Genomic DNA, 24,531 nt, shown 5'->3' on the forward strand with positions numbered 1-24,531 from the left:
CCCGAGCGCAGCGCGCGGCTCAGCGCCCGGTCGAAGCCGAGATCCTTCCACAGCTCGTGCAGCGCAAAGACGTCGCCGTAGCTTTGCGCGGGTTCGTGGGTGAGGTGCGAGGCGGTGTTCTCCGCCCGGCCCAGGACGCGGTTGAGCCCACTGATCAGGGGATCCAGCTTCTCGGGCGTGAGATCCTCGATCCGCCCCAGGTTCGCGATCACGCGGTGGCGAACCTTTCCCGCATCATCACGATAGCCCTCGACCAGCTGCAGATAGCGTCGTCCGCCCGACCGGGTGATCTTCGTGTACATGCCGCAACGATATCACGGCAGAAAACTGCTTTCCATCGTGAAATACCGATGACGTGCCACAACACAACTTCGCTGCAATCACCCCCGGGCAAAGGCTAAGTTATTGATTACCCAGAGGCTAACGGTCCGGGTGCCCGAAAATCGGGGCCGGAAGTGTCGAACTCCGGTGATCTGCGATGCCCACAGGCCGCGATGTTGAAGCCTGTGGGCCCGAGCGCGGCGGCGCGCTGGCCGCTGGCTGGCGCGGATGATCTGGGCGGCGTCGACGAAGCGGGAGGATTATCGAATGGCGCGACCCGAGCCTGACCGAACCAAGGCGCGGCATCGCCGCAGGGCCGGGGCGAGCGGTCGACGAGGACCGGGCGACACGGGCTTCGAAGTCAAAGGCGGGGGCGTTCGGAGCCGGCGCTAGCGCGCTTGCCGCGCGCTGAACCGATGTGAACCCGGCTTTCCGAACAGCATGACCTCGCCCGTGGCGTAATCGAAGGCTGCGCTCGGAGTCCTGACTCGCTTCCGATCGAAACCCCCGCCAAAAGCCCGAAGATCATTCTTGTCAAACAGGGAGCATCCACACTCGCTTCCCGCCATTGCCGATCGGCCTCAAATGGCGAAGTCCTCGAGTGTCTTCCCGGCGGCCAGACCCTCCGAGATCCAGCCCGGCTTGCGACCGCGGCCGCTCCAGGTGACGGCGGGGCGCTCCGGGTGACGATATTTCGCCTCGGGGGTCGGCTTTTTCTTCGGCGCGTTGCCCTGGATCAGATCAGAGAGCGCGAAACCGAACTTTTTTGCGATCGCCTCGGCCGCGGCGCGCGCCTCGGCTTTCTGCCTCTCCTCGAAAGTAGCGATATATTTCGCAACATCCGTCTCAAGCTTCTTCAAATCGGCGAGCGACAGGGCGCTCAGATCGACATCTATCATTTCGAACCTCTCGTTGGCGGTGATTACGGCTACAAGGCTTTGCACGCTTCATCAAGTGGGAGCAATTCCGCGTCGAGATTTCGTGCGGCGTCACCGCCCAGGCGAGTGGAAACGGATTGCCCCGGAATTCGGGCTGGCGGCTTATCAAGCCCGGCATTCGCCACGCAATCGCCGGTTTCGGGGGGCCAGCGACACGTTGCTCCCGGTGCGGGCTTCCGCTCTTCGCTCCTGTCAACGACGCTGCGCCCATCGCCAGTGCAATTGAGTATTTTCTCAGCAGTAAAATTATTTTCTTGCGGGTGGCTTTGCCAGGCCTCAGAGTTTCGCAGTCAGTCCGTGAGTTGCGTGTCGAGCCCAACACTGGAGATCCTCAAACCCTTGCCACGGAGTCGCCCCATGAATTCGATGCTCACTCGCATGATCGCCACGACGGCGCTTTGCGCCGCCCCCACCCTCAGCCTGGCCGCGGACAGCCCCGATCCCATCGTGATCCCGACGCACAACTGGTCGAGCCAGATCGTCATGAGCCATGTCGTCGGTCAGCTCATGGAGCGGCTGGGAGCGAACGTCGAGTTCGTCTCCACCGACAGCCAGGCCGTTTACGAGGCGGTTCGCCTCGGCGACGCCACGCTCGAGGTCGAAGTCTGGGAAGGCGCGTTCGGCCCCGCATTCGAAGCGGCGCGCGCCAAGGGAGGCATCCACGAGGTGGCGGCCCACGACGCGGTGACGCGCGAGGACTGGTGGTATCCGGAATGGACCAAGGCGGCTTGCCCCGGCCTGCCCGACTGGAAGGCGCTCAACGAGTGCGCCGCGCTGTTCGCCACGCCGGAGACGGGAGAGAAGGGCCGCTTCCTTGGCGGGCCGGTGGACTGGCTGAAGCATGATCAGGAGCGGGTGGACGCGCTCGGACTGAACTTCGTGGTGGTCAACGCCGGCTCGGCGGCGGCGCTCTGGGCCGAACTGGAGGCGGCGGAGAAGCGCAACCAGCCCATCGTGCTGTTCAACTGGACGCCCAACTTCGTCGAGGCCGTGTGGCCCGGCGAGTTCGTCGAGTTCCCCTCCTACGCCGAGGGCTGCAAGACCGATCCCGCCGTGGGGCCCAACCCGGACATGACCTACGATTGCGGCAATCCCGCGGACGGCTACCTCAAGATCGCGGCGTGGGACGGGATGCAGGAGAAGTGGCCCCGCGCCTACGCCATGCTCGGCCGGGTGAACTTCACCAACCCGCAGATCGCCGAACTCGCGAAGATGGTCGACGTCGACGGGCTCGACCCCGAGGAGGCCGCCATGGAGTGGATCGACGCCAACGAGAACGTCTGGGCCCCCTGGCTCGCCGGCGAGGGCTGAAGCCCTTCGGCGGCCGGAACATGGTCGACGCCGCAATCGCCTGCGCGGACGTCTGGAAGCTCTACGGGGCCGGTGGGCGAAGCTGGCTCGCCGGCCGCGCCGACCCCTCGCCCGAAGACGCCAGAGCGGCGGGCTTCACTCCGGCGGTGTGCGGCGTGTCGCTCACCGCCGCCCGAGGCGAGATGCTTGTCGTGATGGGGCTTTCGGGCTCCGGCAAATCGACCCTGCTACGATGCATGGCGCGGCTCACGGAGGTGGAGGCCGGGGTCGTGCGGGTGGCCGGGCGGGACATCGGCGCGCTGTCGCCGTCGCAGCTTGTGGCGATGCGGCGCGAGACGATGGGCATGGTGTTCCAGAGCTTCGCGCTCCTGCCCCATCGCACCGCGCTGGAGAACGTGGCGTTTCCCCTGGAGATGCGCGGAATGGGGCGGCGCGCGCGCACCGCGCGCGCGCGCGACCTGCTGGCGCTGGTGGGGCTGGAGGGGCGGGAGGACTTCTATCCGCGCGAGATGAGCGGCGGCCAGCAGCAGCGCGTGGGCATCGCGCGCTCGCTCGCGATCGAACCCGAGATCTGGTTTCTGGACGAGCCCTTCTCTGCGCTCGACCCGCTGATACGGCGCGAGATGCAGGACGAGTTTCTGCGGCTGAAGGCGATGCGCGGGCGGACCATCGTTTTCGTCACCCATGACTTCACCGAGGCGCTGCGGCTCGCCGACCGCATCGCCATCATGAAGGACGGGCGCATCGAGCAGATCGACGCGCCCGACCGCATCGTTCTGGCGCCGGCCACCGATTACGTGGCGCGGTTCACCGCCGAGATCGACCGCGCCGGCGTGGTGCGCGCGGCCGCCCTCGCCGAGCCGCTGGACGCTGTCGACGCGGATGCGCCGGGTCCGGCGGCGGACGCCGACGCCACCGTGCGGCAGCTCGGGCGCATGCTGGTCGAGGACGGTCGCGAGCGCATTCCCGTCGTCGCCGGGGGCGCCCTGATCGGCGTCATGAGCCGCCGCCGCGCGCTCGGCATCCTGCTCGGCGACGCCGCGTGCCCCTCGCGATCGACGACGCGCAAGCCGGCGCCGCGGGCCGGCCGGCTTCGCGCCGGCGCGTCGCCGGCGCGCGTCCCGGCTTCATCGGGGCCGCGCTGATCGCGCTTGGCGTCGCGCTGACGGCGCTGGCGCCATGGCTTCCCGCTTGGCTCGTGCGCCCTCCGGAGGCGACGCCGCCGCCGCTCGCCGACTGGCTGAACGCCGCCTTCGCCGTCCTGCGCGACGATCTGGGCTTGATGACCCTGACCCGCGCCGCGGCGAACGGCCTGGAGACGGTGATCGACGCGCTCGCGAACGTGCTCTACGGCAAGCGCCGCTGGCCGGGGCTCGACCCCCTGCCATGGTCGGTCGTCGCCGTGTCCGTCGCCTGCCTCGGCCATGCGCTGGGCGGATGGCGGCTCGCGCTGCTCGGCGGCTTCACCTTCGTCTGGATCGCCGGTCTCGGGCAGTGGAAGCTGGCGATGGAGACGCTCTCGGTGGTGCTGACGGCGGCGCCGGCGGCGGTGGCGCTGGGGCTCGCGCTGGGGGTCGCGGCATGGCGGCGGCGGTCGGTCGAGGCGGCGCTGACGCCGCTGCTCAACGTCGCGCAGTCGCTGCCGCACTTCGCCTACATGATCCCCGTGGTGGTTTTCGTCGGCGTCGGCCCGAAGGCGGGCGCCGTGGCGACCATCATCTTCGCCACCCCGCCCATGGTCCGCATGACGCTGCTTGGATTGAAGGCGGTGCCGGTGGAGATCGTCGAAGCGGGCCGCATGGCCGGCGCCACCGAATGGCAGCTCCTGCGCCGGGTGCGCCTGCCCACGGCGCGCGACGCGCTGCTGCTCGGCGTCAATCAGGTGGCGATGCAGTCGCTGGCGATGGTTGTGCTGGCCAGCTTCATCGGCATGCCGGGGCTCGGGCAGCGCCTGCTGCAACTGCTGCAGGCGCTGCGGATCGGCCAGTCCATCGAGATCGGCGTGACGATCGTGCTGCTGGCTGTTCTGCTCGACCGGCTGACGCGCGCCTGGGCCGGCCGGCGCCCGGCTCATGCCGAGGCGACGCGCGGCTGGGCCGCGCGCAACCGCGCGTGGCTGGCGTGGGCGGCGCTCGCGAGCCTCGCCTGGGCGCTCGCCAGCGCATTTCCGATCATGGCGGAGGTGGGGCGGCGCGACGCGTTGAGCCTCGCCGACCCGCTCGACGCTGGCGTTGATCGCCTCGTCGCGGCGCTCGACCCCTACACCTTCGCCCTGCGCGGCTTTCTGACCGGGGTTGTCCTGACCCCCATGCGGGACGCATTCCTCGCCGTGCCGACCTCGGCGGCGCTCGCGCTCATGGCCGGCGTCGGATGGCGGCTCGGCGGGGCGCGCGCCGGGCTGACGCTGCTGGCCTACGGCGCGTTCATCGCGCTGTCGGGGTGGTGGGATCGGTCGATGATCACGCTCTACATGGTGAGCTTCGCGCTGGTCGTCGCCGCCTGCGTGAGCCTCCCGCTTGCGGTGTTGGCCGCGCGCGGGCCGCGCCGGGCGAACGCGGCGCTGGCGCTGTGCGACACGGTCCAGACCTTCCCGAGCTTCATCTACCTCATCCCGGTGATCATGCTGTTCGGCGTGACCGACGTGGCCGCGATAGCGGCGGTCTCCATTCTCGCGGCCGTGCCGATGTTGCGCTACACGGTCGAGGGGCTTCGCGGCGCGCCGCCGGCGCTGCTGGAGGCGGCCGACATGGCCGGCGCGACGCGCTGGCGCAGGCTCTGGGCGGTCGAGGTTCCGCTGGCGGCGCCGACGATGCTGGTGGGCCTCAATCAGGCGGTGATGTTCGCGCTGTTCATGGTGATCATCGCCGCGTTCATCGGCACGCAGGATCTCGGCCAGGAGATGCAGCGCGCGCTGTCCGCGAGCGATGTCGGCAAGGGGCTGGTGCTGGGGCTGTGCGTCGCGGCGATCGGCATGAGCGCGGACGTGGTGATCGGGGGCCTCAGGGCCCGCGCGACGCGGGGGGCCTAGCAATGCGGCCAGGGGCGCCCGCAGCCGGAAGGCTCGACCGGCGAACGCGACAGGCTCCGGAAGCCGGGCGCCGACCCCGGGCTCGACCGCGAGACGCTGCGGGACGTCATCCGTCCGGACACTCTGAAGCCAGCCCGGCGGCGCAGGCTGACGGCCGCGGTCCGGGGCGGGCGGGGGGCGCCGCTGCGGCGGGTCCGCAAGGCGCTGCCGTTGGCCGTCTCGACCTGCCGCCACCCGTCGCGTCGCCTCTCGACGTATCCGGTCGAGAACGACATCCCACGGTCCGCGAAGCCGGGCGCCGGCGCAGCTCGGCCCGCCAGTCCGGCGACTCGCTTGAAACGCTTTCGCGCCGGTGCTAAGTGCGCGCTCCGGTCGGTTTTCGCTGGCGGCGTCGTCATCGTCGATGGCGGTTTCCGGGGATCCTGAGCTTCGGGTGCTCTGGCGTTCTTCGGCCCCGGCGGAGTGGCGGGCCGGGCGTTGACATCGTAGGGGTCGCTGGTTCATTCCCAGCCTCGCCGATAATTTAGCAGGGCTGGAGCAGGCGTCGGGGCCGCTTTGGCGGGAGTGAGAAGATGAAGGTTCGCAACTCGCTGAAGTCGCTGAAGTCGCGTCACAAGGACTGTCGCGTGGTGCGCCGCAAGGGTCGCGTCTACGTCATCAACAAGACGCAGCGGAAGTTCAAGGCGCGCCAGGGCTGAGGCCCGGCGCGCGCACAGCGCCAGAAGGCTTCTCGTCGGCGGAAATGGGGTGCTCGCGCACAGCGCGGGCGCTCTGGCGTTTTGCGGTCCGCGCAGGCGCGCGGACCGTGCGCGGCTGCTCAGAGGCCCGCTTCGGCCGCGATGCGCGCGAGGCAGGCCCGTCGATTGACGCCCAGCTTGTCGAAGATCCGGCGCATGTGGGTCGACACCGTGTGGTGGCTGATGTCGAGCCGGCGCCCGATCTCCTTGTTCGACAGGCCGCGGCAGGTCAGCGACGCGATCTCACGCTCCCGCGGGCTCAGGCTCTGCGCGCCCACTGCGGAAATGGCGCCTTCACTGACGGCCGCGGTTCTGTCGTCGCGCCTCTCGGCGACGAGGGTCTCCATCATCATCGTGCTTCTCCCAGGGTCATTGTCGCCTGACGGTCGCGCGTCGCGACCGCCGGTGACGTCTTGTTAACTGACCTTGCGTCAAAGCCCCGTCAGCGTGCGTTATCGCGCGGCTGACGCTGCGTCACCGCCGCGCTGGAAGAAGCGTTCTCGCCGCTCAGCTCCCGGCGTCGCCGCACTCCGCGATGTCGCGCAGCGATTCGGGGTCCAGGATCGACACATGGCCGTCGGTGAGGCTGACGACGCCCAGCCGGCTCCAGGCCCTCAGCCGGCGGTTGACGTTCTCGCGCGAGAGACCGGCGTATTCGCCGAGCTCGCCCTGGGTCAGCGGGCGTCCGCCGGGCGCGGGGCGGTCGTCGCCCCAGCGGCCCGCCAGCCGCAGCAGCGCCACGGCGAGCCGGGCGCCGGCGTCGGTCATCGCGGCGGTCTCGAACATCTCGGACGCGTTGCGCGCCCGCGCGGCGAGCTGGGCGATCATCGCCGCCATCGCCTCGGGATGTTCGGTGAGGAAGGTCATCACCACCGAGCGCGTCAGCGACACGCCCTCCACCTCGGTCAGCGCCATGACGTCGGCGCTGCGCGCGCCGCCGTCGAGCAGTGCGATTTCGCCGAGAATCTCGCCCGCCGCGGCGTGAGCCAGCACGGACTTGCGCCCGGCCATCGATGTCACGCTGATCTCGGCGACGCCGCGCTCGATGATGAGCATCGAGCCGCCCGCGTCGCCGCGATGGTAGATGGACGCGCCCGCCGGGAAGCGCTTTCGCGCTCCGCGCGCGAGCAGCGCAGCGCCGGCTTCGCCCTTGAGGGACGAGAAGACGACGCCGGCCGCGCCAAGAGCCGCCGTATCATCCCCCGCCGTCATGCCCCCTCCGACATCGCCCCGCCGCGCAAGGATAGGGCTGGCGCGCGCGCGCGACAATCGCCGAGCGCACGCTCCCACGGGCGCGCCATCGCATGTCGATGCCGGGCGGAAGTCGCGCGCCTGCGACGCGCGATCGCGCGCCGCGGCGCCTCGCCGGCCTGTGCCCGCCGGCCGGTTCCCTCTATGCTGCGCCGCACTGCGAGGAGCCGTGCAGGCGCCTCGCGCATCCAGAAGGAACCGCGCGCGATGGGCGACGACAAGGCTGCAATCATCACCGGCTCGACCAGCGGCATCGGGCTCGGCGTGGCGAAGGCGCTAGCGGGGTCGGGCATGAACGTCATGCTGAACGGCTTCGGCGACGCTGACGAGATCGAATCGATCCGCAGCGGACTCGCCTCGGAGACGGGCGTCGACGTACGCTACAGCGGCGCCGACATGTCCAGGCCCGAGGCGATCGAGGCGATGGTCGACGAGGCGCGCGCCGCCTTCGGGCGAATCGACGTGATCGTGCCGAACGCGGGCATCCAGGTGGTCTCTCCGGTGGAGGACTTCCCGCTCGACAGGTTCGAGCTGCTGATGCGCATCAACCTGTTCTCGGTGTTCCATCTCACCCGGCTGGTGTTCGCCGGGATGAAGGAGCGCAAGTGGGGCCGCGTGATCAACATCGCCTCGGCGCACGGCCTCGTCGCCTCGCCCTACAAGTCCGCCTATGTGGCGGCCAAGCACGGCGTCGTCGGCTTCACCAAGTCCATCGCGCTGGAAGGCGCCGAGCACGGCGTCACCTGCAACAGCATCTGCCCCGGCTATGTCCTGACGCCGCTGGTGGAGAAGCAGATCCCCGACACCGCCAAGGCGCGCGGCATGACCGAGGAGCAGGTCAAGCGCGACGTGCTGCTCGCCGCCCAGCCCACCAAGGAGTTCGCGACCGTCCAGCAGATCGGCGCGCTGGCGGTGTTCCTGTGTTCGGACGCCGCGAAGCAGATCACCGGCGCCGCCCTGCCCGTCGACGGCGGCTGGACGGCCCAGTGAGCCCCGCCCGCCGGGAGGGGGCCGCCCATGGCTGACGACGCCGCGCCCGACGCGGGCCCGACCCGCCCCCTGCCGCCGCGCGCCTCGCGGCGCAGCGGCAGGCACGTCAAGTCGGTCAATCTCGCGCTCCAGGGCGGGGGGGCTCATGGCGCCTTCACCTGGGGCGTGCTGGACCGGCTGTTCGAGGACGACCGCATCTGGATCGACGCGCTGAGCGGCACCTCCGCCGGCGCGATGAACGCGGTGGTCGCGGCGCAGGGCATGTACGAGGACGGCGCGGACGGCGCGCGCCGCCGCCTCGCGGAGTTCTGGGAGGCTGTCAGCCGCGCCGGCCGCACCAGCCCCATCCGCCGCTCGCCGGTGGCGCGGGCGACGGGCGACTGGTCGCTCAAGACGTCGCTGAGCTACCTGTTCTTCGACGCCTTCTCGCGGCTGGCCTCGCCCTATGACGTCAATCCGTTCGACATCAACCCGCTGCGCGACCTCGTCGGCGGCATGGTGGACTTCGACAAGGTGCGCGCCTGCCTCGACATGGGGGTGTTTCTCGGCGCGACCAATGTCGAGACGGGGCGCGCGCGCGTCTTTCGCCGCGACGAGATCACCCTCGACGTTGTGATGGCCTCGGCCTGCCTGCCAACGCTCTATCACGCGGTGGAGATCGACGGCTCGCCCTACTGGGACGGCGGCTTCATGGGCAATCCGCCGCTCTACCCGTTCTTCGACGGCAGCCCGTCGAACGACATCGTCATCGTCCAGATCAACCCGGTCTTTCGGGAGGGCGCGCCCCGCACGGCGCAGGACATCCAGAACCGGATGAACGAGATCACCTTCAACAGCGCCCTGCTGCACGAGTTGCGCGCCATCGACTTTGTGACGCGGCTGCTGGAGGCCGGAAAGCTCGACCCGGCCGAGTACAAGCTGATGCGGATGCACATCATCACCTCGCGCAAGCGGATGCGCCGGCTCGACGCGTCGTCCAAGCTGAACGCGGAATGGCCCTTCCTGCGGCATCTCTTCGACATCGGCCGCGACACCGCCTCGCAGTGGCTGGACGCGCATTTCGACGATCTCGGCGAACGGTCCTCCGTCGACATCCGCGCGATGTTCCAGGGGGCCGGCTCGGCCTCGCGCAGGCCCGCCGCCGCGACCGGCTGAGGCGCGCTGGCCGGCGGCGCAGATGACGCTTGCCCCGCCGGCCAGCGCACCGCATTGACCTTCCCAGCTAGGAAATTGCGAAGGGGCCGGGCGATGCTGCGTCTTGGAGGTCTGACCGGCGCCATCGCCGCCTGCGTCGGCGGCGCGGCGACGGCGGGCGCCTGGACCCAGCCGGCGGGAGCGGGCTTCTCCAGCGTCGGCTCAAGCTACTACGCCCTGCGCGGCGGCGGCTACGAGGAGCTCGGCCTGACCTCCTACATCGAGTACGGCGCGCTCGACTGGCTGACCCTGGGCGCGGTGATCGAGGCCAGCCAGCCGATCGGTGCGGCGGGCGACCAGCCCGGCGACACCGGCGCCGTCGCGCTGGCGCGCGTCCGCCTTGCGGTGGGGCCGCACGGCGACCCGTTCGCGGCGCAGCTGAGCGTCGGCGCGCCGCTGAACGACGTCGTGAACGACGTCGCGCCCCAGCGCGACGACGACGAGATCGAGACCGATTTCCGGCTGCTCTACGGGCGCGGCTTCTCCAGTCCGTTCGGCGACGGCTGGGCGAACGCCGAGGCGGGCGTGCGCTTGCGCAGCGGGATCAACAGCGACGAGTTCCGCCTCGACCTCACCGTGGGCGTCCGGCCGACGGAGCGCTGGCTGACCTTCGTTCAGGCGTTCGTCACGCGGAGCCTCGGCAACGAGGATCCGTTCGGCTCCGACTACGACGTTCTGAAGATCGCGCCGTCCGCCGGCTACCGCATAACGCCCGAGCTGACCCTGGTTGTGGGCACGGAGCACGAGGTCGCCGGCCGCGACATCACCCTCGGGGATCGCTTCAGGCTGTCGATCTGGCGAAGTTTCTAGAGCCTTCCGGGGAAAGCCGCCCCGTCGCGTCGCGCAGTCTCAGGCGCCTCCGCCGCGCGGCCCGGCGTTCTTGGGCAGGGGGTCCGCCGCCTCGCCGCCGTCGAGCGCCGCTCGGCGCTTCGCGGTCAGCATGGTGCACCCCAGAATCATGAAATTCATGCAGATCCACGCGGCGACCGCCACCCATATCCACTCAGCCATGTTTCATCCCCAGTCGGGCGGCGCTTTCCGACGCGCCGCTCTCAACGACATTCAAGGAGGATCATGCTTAACGACAGATTAATGTCACGCGCCTCGATCAGAAAGTCGCAAAGCGAACGGCGCATGTCGCTCGCCGCGCTGCGCGACCCCGAGGCGCGCCCCTATAGCTTGCGCCCAGGCTCCAGCGAGGATCGGCGAGAGATGAAAACGCAAGCGCGTGCGGTGATTGTGGGCGGCGGCGCGGTGGGATGCTCCATCGCCTATCACCTCGCGAAGGCGGGCTGGACCGACATCGTGCTGCTGGAGCGCGACGAACTGACCGCGGGCTCGACATGGCACGCGGCGGGCCTGCTGCCGCTGTTCAACATGTCCTATGCGGTCAGCCATATCCACGACTACTCGGTGAAGTTCTACAAGACGCTGGAGGCCGAGACCGGCCTGAACCCCGGCTTCAGCGTGGTCGGCAACCTGCGCATGGCCCAGACCCGCGAGCGCATTGACGAGTATCGCCTCTACGCCTCCACCGCCGAGAGCGTCGGCGTTCCCTTCGAGTGGATGACGCCGAAGGAGGTGGGCGAGCGCTGGCCGCTGCTGCGGACCGACGACTTGCGGGGCGCGATCTTCCACCCCACCGACGGCTACATCAACCCCGCCGACATGACGCAGGCCATGGCCAAGGGCGCCCGCCAGCGCGGCGTCGAGATCGTTCGCCGCGCCCAGGTCAACGGCTTCGAGCGCCGCAACGGCCATTGGATCGTCAAGGGCGCGCTGATGGGCGAGAAGGGCGGCAACCTCGTCGAGGGCGAGGGCTTCGAGATCGTCTCCGACATCGTGGTGACGGCGTCCGGCAACCACGCCCAGCGCACCGCGGCGATGATCGGCTGCAGGCTGCCCGCAATTCCCGTCGAGCACCAGTACATCGTCACCGAGCCGGACTCGGCGCTGGTGCAGTGGCGCTCGACCAACCCCGAGCACCCGGTGCTGCGCGACGCCGACGCGAAGTGGTATGTCCGCGAGGAGCGCGGCGGGTGGATCCTCGGCCCCTACGAGGAAGGCGCGCCGGCCTGGGCGAAGTTCGGCGTGCCGCAGGGCTTCCGCGCCGACCTGCTGCCGCTCGACCTGGAGCGCATCGAGGAGGAATACGCCTCGATGCTGCACCGTATCCCGTCCTCGGAGGTCTGCGGCCTGAAGGACGACTTCAACGGCCCGATCTGCTACACGCCCGACGGCAACCCGCTGGTCGGCCCCGCGCCCGGCGTGGACGGCTTCTGGTTCGCCGAAGGCTTCAGCTTCGGCATCACCGCCGCCGGCGGCACGGGCCATTACCTCGCCCAGATGATCACCGAGGGCGAGGCCGAGATCGACATGGCCTCCCTCGACCCGCGCCGATTCGGCCGGATGCTGAACCGCGAATACGCCACGAAGAAGAACGAGGAGACCTACTCCCACGTCTTCGTGCTGCATCACCCCGACGAGGAGCGCCCCGCCGCGCGCCCCCTGCGCACCGCGCCCTGCTACGACCGGATGAAGGCGCACGGCGCGCAGTTCGGCCAGGTGAACGGCTGGGAGCGGCCAATCTACTTCGCCGGCCCCGGCTTCGACGACCATGCGAGCCGCAGCTTCCGCCGCGGCGGCTGGTGGAGCCATGCGAAGGCCGAGGCGACCGCGATCCGCGAGGGCGTCGGGCTGATCGACGCCACCGCCTTCGCCAAGCACACGCTGACCGGCCCCGGCGCGGCGGCCTTCCTCGACTGGTTCACCTGCAACCGGCTGCCGAAGGTCGGCCGCATCTCGCTGACCTATGCGCTGACCGAGGCCGGCACGGTGCGCAGCGAATACACCATCGTGCGCCACGCCGAGGACAGCTTCTATCTGGTGAGCGCCGGCGCCGCGCAGGCCTACGACCATGACGAACTGGCCAAGCAGGTCGCGAGGAAAACGCCCGAGTTCGGGCCGATGACGCTGACCGACGTCACCACCCAGTGGGGCGTCTTCGCCGTCGCCGGGCCGAAGTCGCGCGAACTGCTGCGCCCGCTCGTGGTGGACGCAGACCCGGCCTTCGCGCTCTCCAACAAGGGCTTCCCGTGGCTCTCGGCGCGCGAGATCGACCTCGGCATGGTGCCCACGCTGGCGCTGCGGGTCGCCTACACCGGCGAACTGGGCTGGGAGCTTCACCACCCCGTCGAGATGCAGAACCACCTATTTGACCGGCTGATCGAGCAGGGCGACAGGGTCGGGCTGACGCTCGTCGGCGCCCGCGCCCAGAACTGGCTGCGGCAGGAAAAGAGTTATCGCGCCTGGGGCGCGGACATCGGGCGGGACGCGACGCCGCTGGAGTCCGGCCTCGACCGCTTCGTGGACCTGACGAAGGCGTTTCGCGGAAAGGACGCGATGCTCGCCAAGGGCCTGCGCGCGAAATGCGTGACCATCCTCATGGACGGCCCCGAAGGCGACGAGGAGGGCGGCGCGGCCGACCCCTGGGGCCGCGAGGCGCTGTGGAGCGGCGACCGCGTCGTCGGTCGGCTGACCTCCGGCGGCTGGTCGGTCGCCGCGGGCCGGCGCATCGGCCTCGGCTACGTGCCGCCCGCGATGGCCGAGCCGGGCGCGCGCCTGAAGGTCCGCATCATGGGCGGGCTGTGGGACGCGGAGGTCGTCGCCGACAGCCCCCATGACCCCAAGAACGAGCGCATCCGCGCCGACGGCTGAAGCCTCGGGCATGGGCGGCGGCGCAGGGAGCCGCCGCCGCCCTACTTGCGCGGCTTGGCGCGCAGGGTGGCGGCGGCTGTTTGGGGCGCCTCCGGCCAGTCGTGGCGGGGGTAGCGGCCGCGCATGTCGCGCCGCGCGTCCGCCCACGCCCCGCGCCAGAAGCCCGGCAGGTCGGCGGTGGTCGCGATCGGCCTGCCGGCGGGCGACAGCAGTTCGAGCGTAACGCCGGGCGCGGGGTGCCGGTCGAACCCGTAGAGCGCCTGGACCCTGACCGACGCCGTCGGCTGGGCGCGGCCGTAGTCGATGGCGGCCCGCGCGCCGGCCGGCGTGTCGATCGCCGCCGGCGCCGTTCGGTCGAGCCGCGCCAGCGCTTCGCGCCCCAGAACCTCTCGCAGCGCGTCGGCGAGCGGCAGGGCGGCGAGGTCGGCGGCGCTCCGGCAGCCGGCGAGCCACGACCCCAGCCAGCCCTCCAGCCCTTCCAGCAAGGCGGCCTCGGTCCAGTCGGGCCAGTCGCCCGGCGCCTGCGCGGCCGCCCAGCGCACCCGGTCGCGCAGGCCCGCCGCCGCGCCGGACCAGGGCAGCGCGTCTAGGCCGAGCAGGCGCACGCCCTCGGCCATGGCGGCGGCGATCTCCTCGGCGGCGGCGTCCTCCAGCGGGCGCGTCTCCAGCGTCAGCGCGCCCAGCCGGCGCTCGGTGCGCGCGACGACGGCGCGGGCGCGACGGTCCCATGCGATGACCCGAAGGCTCTCGCCGCCGGCCTCGGCCAGCGCCCCGATCTCGGCGTCCGAGAGCGTCGCGGCAAGTCGGATACGCGCCTCGCGAGGGTCGCCGTCGGTGTCGGCGACCACGAGATGCGCCGCGCCCGCCAGCGCGTCGCCGGGGTCCAGCGCGGCGCCCTTGCCGCCCGAGAGCAGGTAACGCGGGGCGTCGCCCGGGCGACGGCGCGCGATGCGGTCGGGATAGGCGAGCGCGAGCAGGCGCCCGGCAGCCGCCATGTCGATGCGGCCGGCGCCCGCCCTCGCACCCGACACGGCTCCTGCTCCGCCGCGCCCGCCAAGCCGCCGCGCCGTCTCGCGCGCCCGGGCCAGCGCGCCCGCGTCCGGCTCGACCCCTCGCCGCGCCGCAAAGCCCTTCGGGTCGGCGAAGGCCTCCAGCCGCAGCGCCATGTCGGCGCGGGCCGGCGCTCCGGGCCGGCGCAGCGGGTCGCGCTCGGACAGCAGCCCGGCCAGCGCCCGGGCGGCCGCCGCGTTCTCCGGCGGCGCCGACAGCGCCATGTGGGCGAGCCGCGGATGCGTCGGCAGCGCCGCCATCGCCCTGCCATGCGCCGTGACGCGCCCGGCGCCGTCGAGCGCGCCGAGGGCCGCCAGCAGCGCCCGCGCCTCGGCGTAGGCGCCGGCCGGGGGCTGGTCGATCAGCGCCAGCGCCTCCGGGCCGGGCGCGCCCCAGGCGGCGATCTCCAGCGCCAGCGGCGCGAGATCGGCGGCCATGATCTCCGGCGGCGCGAAGCCGGGCCGCGCGCCATGCTCGCCCTTCGTCCACAGCCGCAGGCAGACGCCGGGGGCGGTGCGGCCCGCGCGGCCGCGGCGCTGATCGGCCTCCGCGCGGCTGGCCTTCTCGGTCACGAGGCGCGCCATCCCCGAGCCGGGGTCGAAGCGCGCCCGCCGCGCGAGGCCCGCGTCAAGCACGATCCGCACGCCCGCCACGGTCAGCGATGTCTCCGCCACCGCCGTCGCCAGCACCGCCTTGCGCCGACCCGGCGCGGCCGGCGCCAGCGCGGCCTGCTGCCGGGCGAAGGCGAGGTCGCCGTGCAGCGGCAGGACGTCGACGCCGGCCAGCCCCTCCAGACGCGCCGCCGTCCGCATGATCTCGCCCACGCCCGGCAGGAACACGAGCAGGTCGCCCGGATGCTCGGCCAGCGCCGTGCGCGCGGCCTCGGAGACAGCCTCCTCCAGCCGACGCGCCCCGAGCGGCGCCTCCGCCCAGAGCGTCTCGACGTCGAAGGCGCGGCCCTCGGCGGTCAGGATCGGCGCGCCGCCCATGGTCGCCGCCACAGGCGCGGCGTCCAAGGTCGCAGACATCGCCAGCAGCCGCAGCTCGGGTCGCAGGGCGCCCTGCGTCTCCAGGCAGAGCGCCAGACCGAGATCGGCGTTCAGCGAGCGCTCGTGGATCTCGTCGAAGATCACCGCCGAGACGCCGTCGAGCGCAGGGTCGGCCTGCAGCATCCGCGTCAGCACGCCCTCGGTGACGACCTCGACGCGGGTGTGGCGCCCGACGCGCGTCTCGCCGCGGATGCGGAAGCCGACGGTCTCGCCCACCGCCTCGCCCAGCGTCTCGGCCATGCGCGCCGCCGCGCCGCGCGCCGCGAGGCGGCGCGGCTCCAGCATCACGATGCGCCCCGCGGCCCAGGGCTCGCCGAGCAGCGCCAGCGGAACCCGCGTGGTCTTGCCGGCGCCCGGCGGGGCCTGCAGCACGGCGCCGGCGCCCTCGCGCAGGGCGGCGCGCAGCGCGGGCAGCGCCGCGTCGACCGGCAGCGGATCGCCCGCGGGGAGAGGGGTCGCGGCGCTCACTCGGTCGGCGGCAGCCACTGCCGCGCCGACTCGGCGCCCCGCTCGATCAGGGCATGGCCGTTGGCGGTCAGACGCCAGGCATGGGACCATGCGCCGTCCGGCCAGCGCACGCGCAGCTCGGCGCGCGGCGCCGTCCCCAGCCCCAGATGCACCCATCCCAGACGGCCCGAGGCATGACCGCCGCCCACCTGCACGCGGCGCGTCACGACGTCGTCGCCGATGCGCGCCTGCACCAGCGCGCCCACCGCGTCGCGGTTCGCGCCCGGCTGGCGCAGCGCGATCTTTAGCCAGTTGCCGAGCGGCGCGAAGCCCGCGTCCTCGGTCCGCGGCGTGCCCAGGTTGCGAAACAGGCCCGCCGGCCCGCCCCGGTTGATCACCACGACGTCGAGCATCCCGTCCATGTTCATGTCGACCACCGCCGCGCCGCGCCCGCGCGTCGGCAGCGCGAGGCCCGCCGCCGCGCCGGCCTCGGTGAAGCGGCCGTCGAAGCCGCCCATCAGCAGGTTGTCGGGGTCGTAGGCGGCGAAGTCCGGCATCGCCTCGACGTTGCCCTTGGCGATGAAGAGGTCGAGCCGGCCGTCGTTGTCGACGTCCTCGAACTGGGCGTGCCAGCCGGTGGAGGGGCGCGTGTCGCCGCCGGCGTAGGGCCGGTGCGCGGTGGCGCCCATGTCCCAGGCGACGTCCTCGTATTCCGGGCCGAAGCCGTCGCCGGTCAGCTTCTGGATCCTGGTGTCGCCCATGGAGGTCAGCGCGTATTCCGGTCGACCGTCGCCGTCGAGGTCGGCCTCGGCGATCCCCATGCCCCAGACCGACAGCCGCCGCCAGCCCTCCGCGACGGAGTAGGCGCGGGCCGGGCGGCCGGGCTCGACGCGCCAGAGCTGCTCGGCGCCGTCGATGTGATACTGCCGGTCGTTGCTGACGCGCAGCGACAGCGCGCCGTCGCCCGCCCAGTCGGTGAACAGCATCGAGAGCGCGCAGTATCCCGGCGTCAGCGCCTGCGGCGGGCCGTAGCGCGGGGCGCCTGCGTCCGCTTCGCCCTCCGCCTCCGTCTCGGGCCGGAACAGCAGCCCGTCATGGCAGGCCCGCCACGGCGCGCCGGGGGCGGCGCGGTCGACATAGCCGCCGAAAGCGAGGGTCGGATGCGTCGCCCCCGCCTCCCATGCGGCGGCGAAGGCGGTCGTCCAGGCCCGACCGCCGTCCAGCCCGAAGGCGCGCGTCGCATCGGTGAAGGCGCAGTCCGGCCCGCCCTTCAGGATCGCGTCCGGCCCCACCCGCAGCACGACGAGATCGCGCCAGCCGTCGCTGTCGATGTCGATCGGGTAGGCGCCGACGACGCCGCGCATGAGGCGCTCGGGCAGGCCCGTGCCGCGCGCCTCGAACCGAAGCGGCCCGCCCGCCGCGGCGCGGTTGACGAAGAGCTGCGCGGGATTGGCGCCGCCGGCGATGAAGAGGTCCGGCCGTCGGTCGCCGTCGCAGTCGAAGACTGCCACGCCGCCGCCGACGAAGTGCTCCCACGGCCCGTCATGGACCTGGGCGACGCCGGCCGCCGCGGCTTCCTCGACAAAGCGCGGCGCGTCTGCCTGCGCCGCCGCGGCCGACGCCAGCGTGAGGGCCGCCGCCGCCAACGCCGGGACGGCGCGTCTCACGGCGCGACCTTGAGCGCCTTGAGGAAGGCGACGACGTCGGCCCGCGCGGCGTCGCCGGCGTCAACATAGGCGTCCCGCGCCGACCGAGCGTCGCCGCCATGGGCGCGGATCGCGGCGTCCAGCGTCGTCATGTCGCCGCGATGGCCGTAGGGCGCGGTGTCGCCGACGCCCCAGAGCTCGGCGGTGATGAAGACGTCGCGGCCGACGAAGCCCTGCGAGAGCAGCTCGCCGCCGAAGCCCGACACCTGCGCGTCCACCATCATGTGGCGCCTGAGGTCTCCCCACAGGGGCACGAGCGCGCGGCCCTCGGCGTCTCGCGGCAGCCGCGCCACCCATGCCAGCGCGGCGAGGTCGAGCGTGACGGGCGCGGCGACGTCGCCCGCCCGCAGCGTGCCGGCGCCCTCATACGGTCCGGGGTCGGTGAAGCGCAGGCTCTCCAGCGGCAGGGCCGGGACATGGCACGCCGCGCAGCCCATCGCCGCGAAGCCCGCCTCGCCGCGGGCGGCGCGCGCGCGCCATTCCGGATGCTCGGGCGGCTCGGGCGACGGCGGCGGCAGCGTCGCCTGGAACGCCACCAGCGCCGAGACGTCGCCGGCCAGCAGCTCGTCGGCTGCGCCGTCGCCGTCGAAATCATCGGAGCCGGTCCAGCGCGCGCCGAAGCGCTCGGCCGCCTGCATCCCGTGATGGGCGTTGAGCGCCGTCACCGTGAAGCGCCGCAGCGTGCCGACGACGCCCTTCTGGCCGAAGGGGCGGATCACGAGGTCGGCGTCCACACCCTCCACCCCCGCCGCGTCGATCGATCCGTCGGGATGGGCGACGAGCCGACCGAAGGCGACGCCCTTGGCGGAAAGCCGCGCGACGACCGGCGCCCCGGTCGCGCGGGCCCGCGCCAGCGCGGCGTCGCGCGCGGTCCGCAGCTGCGCGGTCATCTCCCGCGCCAGAAGTTCGATCAGGCCGGCGCCGAACAGATGCGTCGTGCCGCGTTCGGAGGAGAACTGCGGGTCGAGCACGTCGAACTCGGCGTTGCGCGCGCCTTCCGCCGTGAAGGCGTTGGCGGCGAAATCCCCCGCGCCGCCGACCTGCGGCTGATTGTGGCAGCCGGCGCAGCTGTTCGCGTCGGGGCCGGAGAGGCGCTGAAACGCCTGCGCGGCGGGGCGGCGCCGGCGCGTCGGCGTGTCGGCCTGGGTGGCGAGCGGGCGCCCGGCGCCCTCGGCCTCGGTGAAGCGGGCGGCGAAGAGCGCCGCGCCCCGCGCCGCCAGCGCCTCGGGCGGCATCGCGCGCGCCTCGGCGAAGGGCATGGGGCGGCCGACCGTCCCCTCCTCCCACGGCTCCAGCGCCGCGGCGGCGGCGGCGCCCAGCGCAAGGACCAGTGCGAGCGCGAGCGGGGCGGGAAGGGTTCTCATGCGACCGCCTCGCGCCAGGGCGCGCCGGCGATCTCCGCGCCGGCGGCGAGCGCGGCGTCGAGTCGGCGCAGCGCATGGGCCGCCGCCCCCTCCAGCGCCAGCGCCGTCGCGTCGCCGGCGACGCTCAGCTCCAGCGGGCCGGAGAGCTCGGGCGCCAGCGCCTGCTCCAGCGCCGCCACCATGGCCGGGCGCAGCAGGTCCGCCGCCGCCGCGCCGGAGCCCGCGAGCGCGACCGGCAGCGGCCCGAGCAGCGCGAAGAGCCGCCCCAGCCCGTAGCCCAGCGCCTCGCCCGCCGCCGCGAAGGCCGCGCGCGCCGCAGGGTCGCCGTCGCGCGCGGCCTGCGCCACCGCAAGCGGGTCGTCGCGCTCGTCGCGCCCTGCGCCGCGCAGGATCGCGTAGTCGGCGGCGTAGGCCTCGACGCAGCCCAGCCGCCCGCAGGCGCAGGGCGCGCCGCCGGGAACATGGGTCATGTGGCCGAACTCCATCCCCGAGCTCGCGCGGCCCGCCGCCGCCGCGCCGTCGAGCACCAGCCCCATCCCGACGCCTGGGCCGACGAGCAGCAGCGCCAGATCGGTCGGAGCGCCGGACCGCTTCGCCCCGCGGCGCAGAAACGCCTCGGCGACCATTGCCGCGTCGTTCATCACGGCGACGCGGCCGCCGCAGCGCGCCGCGAGCGGGCCGGCGAAGTCCACGCCGCGGGCGTCGACGATCGGGGACCAGACGACGCGCCGCGCCTCGGCGTCGGCGACGCCCTGCCAGGCGATGGTCAGCGCCGCGATCGGCGGCGCGCCGTCGCGCCGGGCGCCGGCGCGCGCGGCGTCGATCTCTGCGGCGAGCGCGGCGGAGAGCGCGGCCGGCCCTGCGTCGCGCGGCAGGGCGCCCCGCCAACTGCGGCCAATCTCGGAGCCGGAGTAGTCGACGATCACCGTGTCCACCGCCCGGTTCGACACGACGATCGCGGCGGCGGTGGCGCGCGCCGGGTTCAGCCCCAGCGGCGCCTGCGGCCGGCCCCGGCCGCCCTGCGCCTCGGCCGCCACCGGCGCGAGCAGGCCCTCCTCGAGCAGCGCGCCGCCGATGGCGGAGACGGTCGCCGCGCTCAGGCCCGTGGCCGCCGCCAGCGCGGTGCGCGAGCGCGGCCCGTCCTCGCGCAGCGCCGCGATCAGCGCCGCGCGGTTGCGCAGGCGCACGTCATCGCTCCGCGCCGCCCTGCCGCCGCCTCGCCTCACGCAGCCTCCCATGCTTCGCTGCGCGCCCTCGCGGTTCCTTACGCAAACCGGGCGCGTTGGTTGTGAAAACATGTTGACGGAGGCTCGCGCCGGTGTCACTCATTTTCTTCGAGGCCCAAAATAAATGGGCTCGCCGTCCGGTGCGCCACATGCGCCGCCAATGTCGCGCCCCGAACGGGCGCAGGGGAGGAGACGACATGACACGCAATCTTTGGGCGGGCGCCGCGGCGTGCGCGATGACGGCGGCGCTGGCCGCCGGCCAGGCCTCGGCGCTGGTGATCGGCGTGAGCTGGTCGAACTTCCAGGAGGAGCGCTGGAAGACCGACGAGGCGGCGATCGTCGCCAAGCTCGCCGAGATGGGCCACGAGTACATCTCCGCCGACGCGCAGTCCTCCGCCGCCAAGCAGCTCACCGACGTCGAGAGCCTGATCGCGCAGGGCGCCGATGCGCTGATCATCCTCGCGCAGGACAGCGACGCCATCGGCCCCGCCGTGCAGCGGGCGGCGAACGAGGGCATCCCCGTCGTCGGCTACGACCGGCTGATCGAGAACCCCGACGCCTTCTACATCACCTTCGACAACAAGGAGGTCGGGCGGATGCAGGCCCGCGCCGTGTTCGAAGCCCAGCCCACCGGCGCCTATGTCTTCATCAAGGGCTCCGCCGCCGACCCGAACGCCGACTTCCTGCATTCCGGCCAGCTCGAGGTGCTGCAGGGCGCCATCGACAGCGGCGACGTCAAGGTGGTGGGCGAGGCCTACACCGACGGCTGGCTGCCGGCCAACGCGCAGCGGAACATGGAGCAGTTCCTGACCGCCAACGACAACAACGTGGACGCGGTCGTGGCCTCCAACGACGGCACCGCCGGCGGCGCCATCGCCGCGCTGGCCTCGCAGGGCATGGCCGGCTCGGTGCCGGTGTCGGGGCAGGACGGCGACCACGCCGCGCTCAACCGCATCGCGCTGGGTCAGCAGACCGTCAGCGTCTGGAAGGACTCGCGCGAACTGGGCGCCAAGGCCGCCGAGATCGCGGCGCTGATGGCGGAAGGGACCGCGATGGCCGACATCCCCGGCGCCGTCAGCTTCGACGGCGGGCCGAAGGGCGTCGCGATGACCTCGTTCTTCCTCGCGCCGGTGCCGATCACCCGCGAGAACCTCGACGTGGTGATCGACGCCGGCTGGGTGACGAAGGACGTCGTCTGCCAGGGCGTCCCGGCCGGCGCCGCGGCCGCCTGCGACTGACCTCCGTCGCCCGGAGCGCGGCCTGTCCGCGCTCCGACCTCTCGCCGGCGCGCGCCGCCGCCGCCCTGCGCGGCGGCCTGCCCGCGTCGCACGCCCCTCATGCCGGAGGCCCGACCATGGCCGACGCCGCATCGCGCCAGCGCGCCGCTTCGCCGCTGACCGTCAACGGATTCCTGCGCGCCACCGAGATCGACACCCGGATGCTCGGGATGCTCGGCGCGCTCGCCGTCATCTGGATCGGGTTCCACCTCGCCTCGGGCGGCACGTTCCTGACGCCGCGCAACCTGTGGAACCTCTCCGTGCAGTCCGCCTCCATCGCGGTGATGGCGACGGGCATGGTTCTGGTGATCGTCACCCGCAACATCGACCTCTCGGTGGGCTCGATGCTCGGCTTCATCGGCATGACCATGGGCGTGATGCAGGCGGAGTGGCTGCCCACGATCTGGGGCTACGACCACCCGCTGACATGGATCGTCGCGCTGGCCTTCGGCGTCGGCGTCGGCGTCGCCATCGGCGCGCTGCACGGCTGGGTGATCGCCTATCTGGGCGTGCCCGCCTTCATCGTGACGCTGGGCGGGCTGCTGGCCTGGCGCGGCGGCGCGTGGTGGGTGACGTCCGGGCGCACGGTCGCGCCGATGGACGGAACCTTCGCGCTGATCGGCGGCGGCGTGCAGGGCTCGATCGGCGCCGCGGCGAGCTGGGCGATCGCGCTGGCCGCCTGCGCCGCCATCCTCGCGGGCCTGTGGTTCGGGCGGCTCAGGCGGCGCAGCTTCGGCTTCCCGCTGCGCCCGCTCTGGGCGGAGGGCGTGCTCGGCCTGCTCGGCTGCGGCGCGGTGCTGGCGGCGGTGGCGGTGTTCAACACCTATCCGTGGCCGAGCCGCGTCGCCGAGCGCTGGGCCGAGGCGAACGGGACCGTCGTGCCCGAGGGCGGCTTCGCCCATGGCCTCGCCATCCCGGTGCTGGTCGCGCTCGCGGTCGGCGTCGGCATGACCTTCCTCGCCACCCGCACCCGCTTCGGCCGCTACGTCTTCGCCATCGGCGGCAACCCCGAGGCGGCGGAGCTCGCCGGCGTGGACGTGGCCTGGGTGAAGATGAAGGTCTTCATGCTGATGGGGGGGCTGGTCGCCCTCGGCGCGGCGATCTCCACCGCGCGGCTGAACGCGGCCACCAACGCGCAGGGCCAGCTCGACGAGCTCTATGTCATCGCCGCGGCGGTGATCGGCGGCACCTCGCTGGCCGGCGGCGCCGGCACCATCGCCGGCGCCATGATCGGCGCGGTGGTGATGCAGTCGCTGCAGTCGGGCATGGTGCTGATGGGCCTCGACACGCCGCTGCAGAACATCGTCGTGGGGCTGGTGCTGGTCGTCGCGGTCTGGGTCGACACGATGTATCGGGGGAGGAAGGCATGACCGACGCGAACGCGACCCCGCTGGTGGAGATGCGCGACATCTCCATCGCCTTCGGCGGCGTCAAGGCGGTGGACGGCGTGAGCGTGGACCTGCGCGCCGGCGAGGTCGTGGCGCTGCTCGGCCACAACGGCGCCGGCAAGTCGACGCTGATCAAGATCCTCTCCGGCGCCTACCCGCGCGACTCGGGCGAAATCCTCGTCAACGGCCAGCCCGCCGAGATCGAGAACCCGCGCGACGCCAAGAAATACGGCATCGAGACGATCTACCAGTCGCTGGCGCTGGCCGACAACGTCGACGCCGCCGCCAACCTGTTTCTCGGCCGCGAGCTGACGACGCGCTGGGGCACGCTGGACGACGCCGCGATGGAGGCCGCCTGCCGCGAGGTGATGGGCCGGCTCAACCCCAACTTCACCCGCTTCAAGGAGCCGGTGAAGGCGCTTTCCGGCGGCCAGCGCCAGTCGGTCGCCATCGCCCGCGCGATCCACTTCAACGCGCGCATCCTGATCATGGACGAGCCGACCGCGGCGCTGGGGCCCCAGGAGACGGCGCAGGTGGCGGAACTGACGCTGCAGCTGAAGCAGGAAGGCATCGGCATCTTCCTCATCAGCCACGACATCCACGACGTGTTCGACCTCGCCGACCGCGTGGCGGTGATGAAGAACGGCAAGCTGGTGGGCTCGGGCCGCGTCGGCGACATGACCAAGGACGAGGTGCTCGGCATGATCATCCTCGGCAAGTGCCCCCCCGGCGCGACCCCCGGCCCCGGCGCGCTGGCCGCCTGAGAAGCGCCGGCGCCCCGAGCATGCCCGGCGTGGGGGGGGCTCGCCGGCGAGATTTCGCAGGCGATGGTCGGCGGCGCAGTCGAACGGGGCCGGCCTTCCGGTCTGCGCGTCCTTCAGGCCGCCGGCGCGGCGGCGGCGATGTCCGAGAACAGCGCGTTGAGGTCTCCGACATGGCCGCCGCTGCGGGCGGGCCGCGTCGGATCCGACGTCACGACGACCGTCAGTCCCAGCGCCGGCGCGACATAGAGCATCTGCCCGCCATAGCCGCGGGCGTAGGCGACGCGCGCGCCATGGGCTTCGGCCAGGAACCAGCCATAGCCGTAGTCGTGGCCAGAGAAAGGCGAGCGCGTCCGCGGCGTCCAGGACGCTTCGAGCCATGAGGCGCTCAGAACCCGCGCGCCGCGCCAGACGCCGCCGAGCCGCGCCATCTCCCCGAAGCGCAGCAGCGCCATCGGCGACAGCGCCATGTTGTTGCCGGCGAGATAGAACCCCTGCGGGTCGCGGGTCCGGGGCGGGATATCGACGCCGAGCGGCGCGCCGAGCCAAGCGCGCGCCAGCCGCAGCAGGCTCTCGCCGGTGTTGTCACGTTAACGGCGGGTGGACGCAGAGAGGCGCGACTTGGGCCAATCAGGTTTCGGTCCCTGCTGCTTCACGCCAGGCGCCGAATGCTTCGAGGCGATGGCAGCGGGTGGCTTGGGCGGAGCGACGGCGGCGGGCGATGGGGACGAAACCGTTGCGGACGCCGGAATGCATCGACACGAAACGCTGTAGCG

General features: G+C 72.5%; 19 protein-coding genes and 2 pseudogenes. 11 read left to right on the top strand and 10 right to left on the bottom strand.

From position 1 onward, the window contains the following. Together BLW43_RS20945 and BLW43_RS20950 are read right to left on the bottom strand one after the other, a co-directional pair. A pseudogene (locus BLW43_RS20945) lies at window positions 1-302 on the bottom strand (IS1634 family transposase); the annotation flags it as partial. A gap of 600 nt (window positions 303-902) precedes the next feature. Beyond that, window positions 903-1,220 carry an H-NS histone family protein gene (locus tag BLW43_RS20950; RefSeq protein ID WP_093256471.1) on the bottom strand — a complete coding sequence of 106 codons (318 nt, stop codon included), beginning with the start codon at window positions 1,218-1,220 and terminating at the stop codon, window positions 903-905. Window positions 1,221-1,625: 405 nt separating this feature from the next. Between BLW43_RS20950 and BLW43_RS20955 the strand changes: the two genes are divergently transcribed. The 4 genes from BLW43_RS20955 to ykgO all read left to right on the top strand — a co-directional run bounded on the left by BLW43_RS20955 (window position 1,626) and on the right by ykgO (window position 6,296). Further along, on the top strand, window positions 1,626-2,570 hold the full coding sequence (locus BLW43_RS20955; RefSeq protein WP_093256497.1) for an ABC transporter substrate-binding protein: 945 nt from the start codon (window positions 1,626-1,628) through the stop codon (window positions 2,568-2,570). Between the two features lie 20 nt (window positions 2,571-2,590). Continuing rightward, window positions 2,591-3,715: an ATP-binding cassette domain-containing protein gene (locus BLW43_RS20960; protein ID WP_093256473.1), complete on the top strand. Its 1,125-nt coding sequence runs from the start codon at window positions 2,591-2,593 to the stop codon at window positions 3,713-3,715. Further along, a complete protein-coding gene (locus BLW43_RS20965) occupies window positions 3,613-5,598 on the top strand; it encodes an ABC transporter permease (RefSeq protein ID WP_245731156.1) in 1,986 nt (661 codons plus the stop codon). Before BLW43_RS20960 ends, BLW43_RS20965 begins: the two co-directional genes overlap by 103 nt. A gap of 572 nt (window positions 5,599-6,170) precedes the next feature. Next, window positions 6,171-6,296 (top strand): type B 50S ribosomal protein L36, encoded by a 126-nt coding sequence (gene ykgO, locus BLW43_RS20970; RefSeq protein WP_093256475.1) that lies wholly within the window; start codon window positions 6,171-6,173, stop codon window positions 6,294-6,296. A gap of 119 nt (window positions 6,297-6,415) precedes the next feature. Here the strand turns inward: ykgO and BLW43_RS20975 are convergent, their stop codons facing one another. Further along, window positions 6,416-6,682, bottom strand: a complete 267-nt coding sequence (locus tag BLW43_RS20975; RefSeq protein ID WP_175479039.1) for a response regulator transcription factor — start codon at window positions 6,680-6,682, stop codon at window positions 6,416-6,418. A gap of 160 nt (window positions 6,683-6,842) precedes the next feature. Next, window positions 6,843-7,547: a Crp/Fnr family transcriptional regulator gene (locus BLW43_RS20980; RefSeq protein ID WP_093256479.1), complete on the bottom strand. Its 705-nt coding sequence runs from the start codon at window positions 7,545-7,547 to the stop codon at window positions 6,843-6,845. A 246-nt stretch (window positions 7,548-7,793) separates the two neighbouring features. On the opposite strand from BLW43_RS20980, the gene BLW43_RS20985 reads away from it, so the two are divergent. The 3 genes from BLW43_RS20985 (at window position 7,794) to BLW43_RS20995 (ending at window position 10,580) form a co-directional block, all read left to right on the top strand. After that, entirely contained in the window at window positions 7,794-8,576 is a 783-nt protein-coding gene (locus BLW43_RS20985) for a 3-hydroxybutyrate dehydrogenase (RefSeq protein ID WP_093256481.1), read from the top strand. A 27-nt stretch (window positions 8,577-8,603) separates the two neighbouring features. After that, complete coding sequence (locus BLW43_RS20990; RefSeq protein WP_093256483.1) at window positions 8,604-9,731, top strand: patatin-like phospholipase family protein; 1,128 nt, start codon at window positions 8,604-8,606, stop codon at window positions 9,729-9,731. A 93-nt stretch (window positions 9,732-9,824) separates the two neighbouring features. Beyond that, on the top strand, window positions 9,825-10,580 hold the full coding sequence (locus BLW43_RS20995) for a hypothetical protein (protein WP_093256485.1): 756 nt from the start codon (window positions 9,825-9,827) through the stop codon (window positions 10,578-10,580). Between the two features lie 39 nt (window positions 10,581-10,619). Here the strand turns inward: BLW43_RS20995 and BLW43_RS23765 are convergent, their stop codons facing one another. Further along, window positions 10,620-10,781 carry a hypothetical protein gene (locus tag BLW43_RS23765; protein ID WP_175479040.1) on the bottom strand — a complete coding sequence of 54 codons (162 nt, stop codon included), beginning with the start codon at window positions 10,779-10,781 and terminating at the stop codon, window positions 10,620-10,622. Between the two features lie 201 nt (window positions 10,782-10,982). Between BLW43_RS23765 and BLW43_RS21000 the strand changes: the two genes are divergently transcribed. Next, entirely contained in the window at window positions 10,983-13,487 is a 2,505-nt protein-coding gene (locus BLW43_RS21000; protein ID WP_093256500.1) for a GcvT family protein, read from the top strand. 41 nt (window positions 13,488-13,528) lie between these two features. Here BLW43_RS21000 and hrpB read toward each other — a convergent pair whose 3' ends face one another. Genes hrpB through BLW43_RS21020 form a run of 4 tightly spaced genes read right to left on the bottom strand, consistent with a single transcriptional unit; the run spans window position 13,529 to window position 20,290 of the window. Then, window positions 13,529-16,054, bottom strand: coding sequence for an ATP-dependent helicase HrpB (hrpB, locus tag BLW43_RS21005; protein WP_245731157.1), 2,526 nt, complete (start codon window positions 16,052-16,054; stop codon window positions 13,529-13,531). Continuing rightward, window positions 16,051-17,700, bottom strand: coding sequence for a CRTAC1 family protein (locus BLW43_RS21010; protein WP_217632273.1), 1,650 nt, complete (start codon window positions 17,698-17,700; stop codon window positions 16,051-16,053). The genes hrpB and BLW43_RS21010 overlap by 4 nt, the downstream gene beginning before the upstream one ends. Continuing rightward, window positions 17,697-19,103, bottom strand: coding sequence for a di-heme oxidoredictase family protein (locus tag BLW43_RS21015; protein ID WP_093256489.1), 1,407 nt, complete (start codon window positions 19,101-19,103; stop codon window positions 17,697-17,699). The genes BLW43_RS21010 and BLW43_RS21015 overlap by 4 nt, the downstream gene beginning before the upstream one ends. Further along, entirely contained in the window at window positions 19,100-20,290 is a 1,191-nt protein-coding gene (locus BLW43_RS21020; protein ID WP_175479041.1) for an ROK family transcriptional regulator, read from the bottom strand. The genes BLW43_RS21015 and BLW43_RS21020 overlap by 4 nt, the downstream gene beginning before the upstream one ends. Window positions 20,291-20,526: 236 nt before the next feature. Here BLW43_RS21020 and xylF point away from each other — a divergent pair, with 236 nt between their 5' ends. From xylF to BLW43_RS21035, 3 genes are all read left to right on the top strand, one after another. Next, window positions 20,527-21,567, top strand: coding sequence for a D-xylose ABC transporter substrate-binding protein (xylF, locus tag BLW43_RS21025; RefSeq protein ID WP_093256492.1), 1,041 nt, complete (start codon window positions 20,527-20,529; stop codon window positions 21,565-21,567). Between the two features lie 116 nt (window positions 21,568-21,683). Beyond that, the gene (locus BLW43_RS21030; protein WP_093256493.1) at window positions 21,684-22,976 is read left to right on the top strand and encodes a sugar ABC transporter permease; all 1,293 of its coding nucleotides are present in this window, start codon (window positions 21,684-21,686) and stop codon (window positions 22,974-22,976) included. Further along, entirely contained in the window at window positions 22,973-23,758 is a 786-nt protein-coding gene (locus tag BLW43_RS21035; protein WP_093256495.1) for an ATP-binding cassette domain-containing protein, read from the top strand. Before BLW43_RS21030 ends, BLW43_RS21035 begins: the two co-directional genes overlap by 4 nt. Before the next feature lie 113 nt (window positions 23,759-23,871). Here the strand turns inward: BLW43_RS21035 and BLW43_RS21040 are convergent. Next, a pseudogene (locus BLW43_RS21040) lies at window positions 23,872-24,336 on the bottom strand (serine hydrolase); the annotation flags it as partial. Window positions 24,337-24,531 lie beyond the last annotated feature (195 nt).

The sequence above is a fragment of the Rubrimonas cliftonensis genome (genome assembly GCF_900107585.1).
Taxonomy (GTDB): Bacteria; Pseudomonadota; Alphaproteobacteria; order Rhodobacterales; family Rhodobacteraceae; genus Rubrimonas; species Rubrimonas cliftonensis.

Bases quoted from the DNA above. Each gene is read 5' to 3' on its own strand.
- BLW43_RS20980 (WP_093256479.1), bottom strand. From the start codon at position 7,547: ATGACGGCGGGGGATGATACGGCGGCTCTTGGCGCGGCCGGCGTCGTC.
- BLW43_RS20960 (WP_093256473.1), top strand. From the start codon at position 2,591: ATGGTCGACGCCGCAATCGCCTGCGCGGACGTCTGGAAGCTCTACGGG.
- ykgO (WP_093256475.1), top strand. From the start codon at position 6,171: ATGAAGGTTCGCAACTCGCTGAAGTCGCTGAAGTCGCGTCACAAGGAC.
- BLW43_RS20990 (WP_093256483.1), top strand. From the start codon at position 8,604: ATGGCTGACGACGCCGCGCCCGACGCGGGCCCGACCCGCCCCCTGCCG.
- BLW43_RS20975 (WP_175479039.1), bottom strand. From the start codon at position 6,682: ATGGAGACCCTCGTCGCCGAGAGGCGCGACGACAGAACCGCGGCCGTC.
- BLW43_RS21035 (WP_093256495.1), top strand. From the start codon at position 22,973: ATGACCGACGCGAACGCGACCCCGCTGGTGGAGATGCGCGACATCTCC.
- BLW43_RS21000 (WP_093256500.1), top strand. From the start codon at position 10,983: ATGAAAACGCAAGCGCGTGCGGTGATTGTGGGCGGCGGCGCGGTGGGA.
- BLW43_RS23765 (WP_175479040.1), bottom strand. From the start codon at position 10,781: ATGGCTGAGTGGATATGGGTGGCGGTCGCCGCGTGGATCTGCATGAAT.
- BLW43_RS21015 (WP_093256489.1), bottom strand. From the start codon at position 19,103: ATGAGAACCCTTCCCGCCCCGCTCGCGCTCGCACTGGTCCTTGCGCTG.
- BLW43_RS20995 (WP_093256485.1), top strand. From the start codon at position 9,825: ATGCTGCGTCTTGGAGGTCTGACCGGCGCCATCGCCGCCTGCGTCGGC.
- BLW43_RS21030 (WP_093256493.1), top strand. From the start codon at position 21,684: ATGGCCGACGCCGCATCGCGCCAGCGCGCCGCTTCGCCGCTGACCGTC.
- BLW43_RS20985 (WP_093256481.1), top strand. From the start codon at position 7,794: ATGGGCGACGACAAGGCTGCAATCATCACCGGCTCGACCAGCGGCATC.
- BLW43_RS20950 (WP_093256471.1), bottom strand. From the start codon at position 1,220: ATGATAGATGTCGATCTGAGCGCCCTGTCGCTCGCCGATTTGAAGAAG.
- xylF (WP_093256492.1), top strand. From the start codon at position 20,527: ATGACACGCAATCTTTGGGCGGGCGCCGCGGCGTGCGCGATGACGGCG.
- BLW43_RS20955 (WP_093256497.1), top strand. From the start codon at position 1,626: ATGCTCACTCGCATGATCGCCACGACGGCGCTTTGCGCCGCCCCCACC.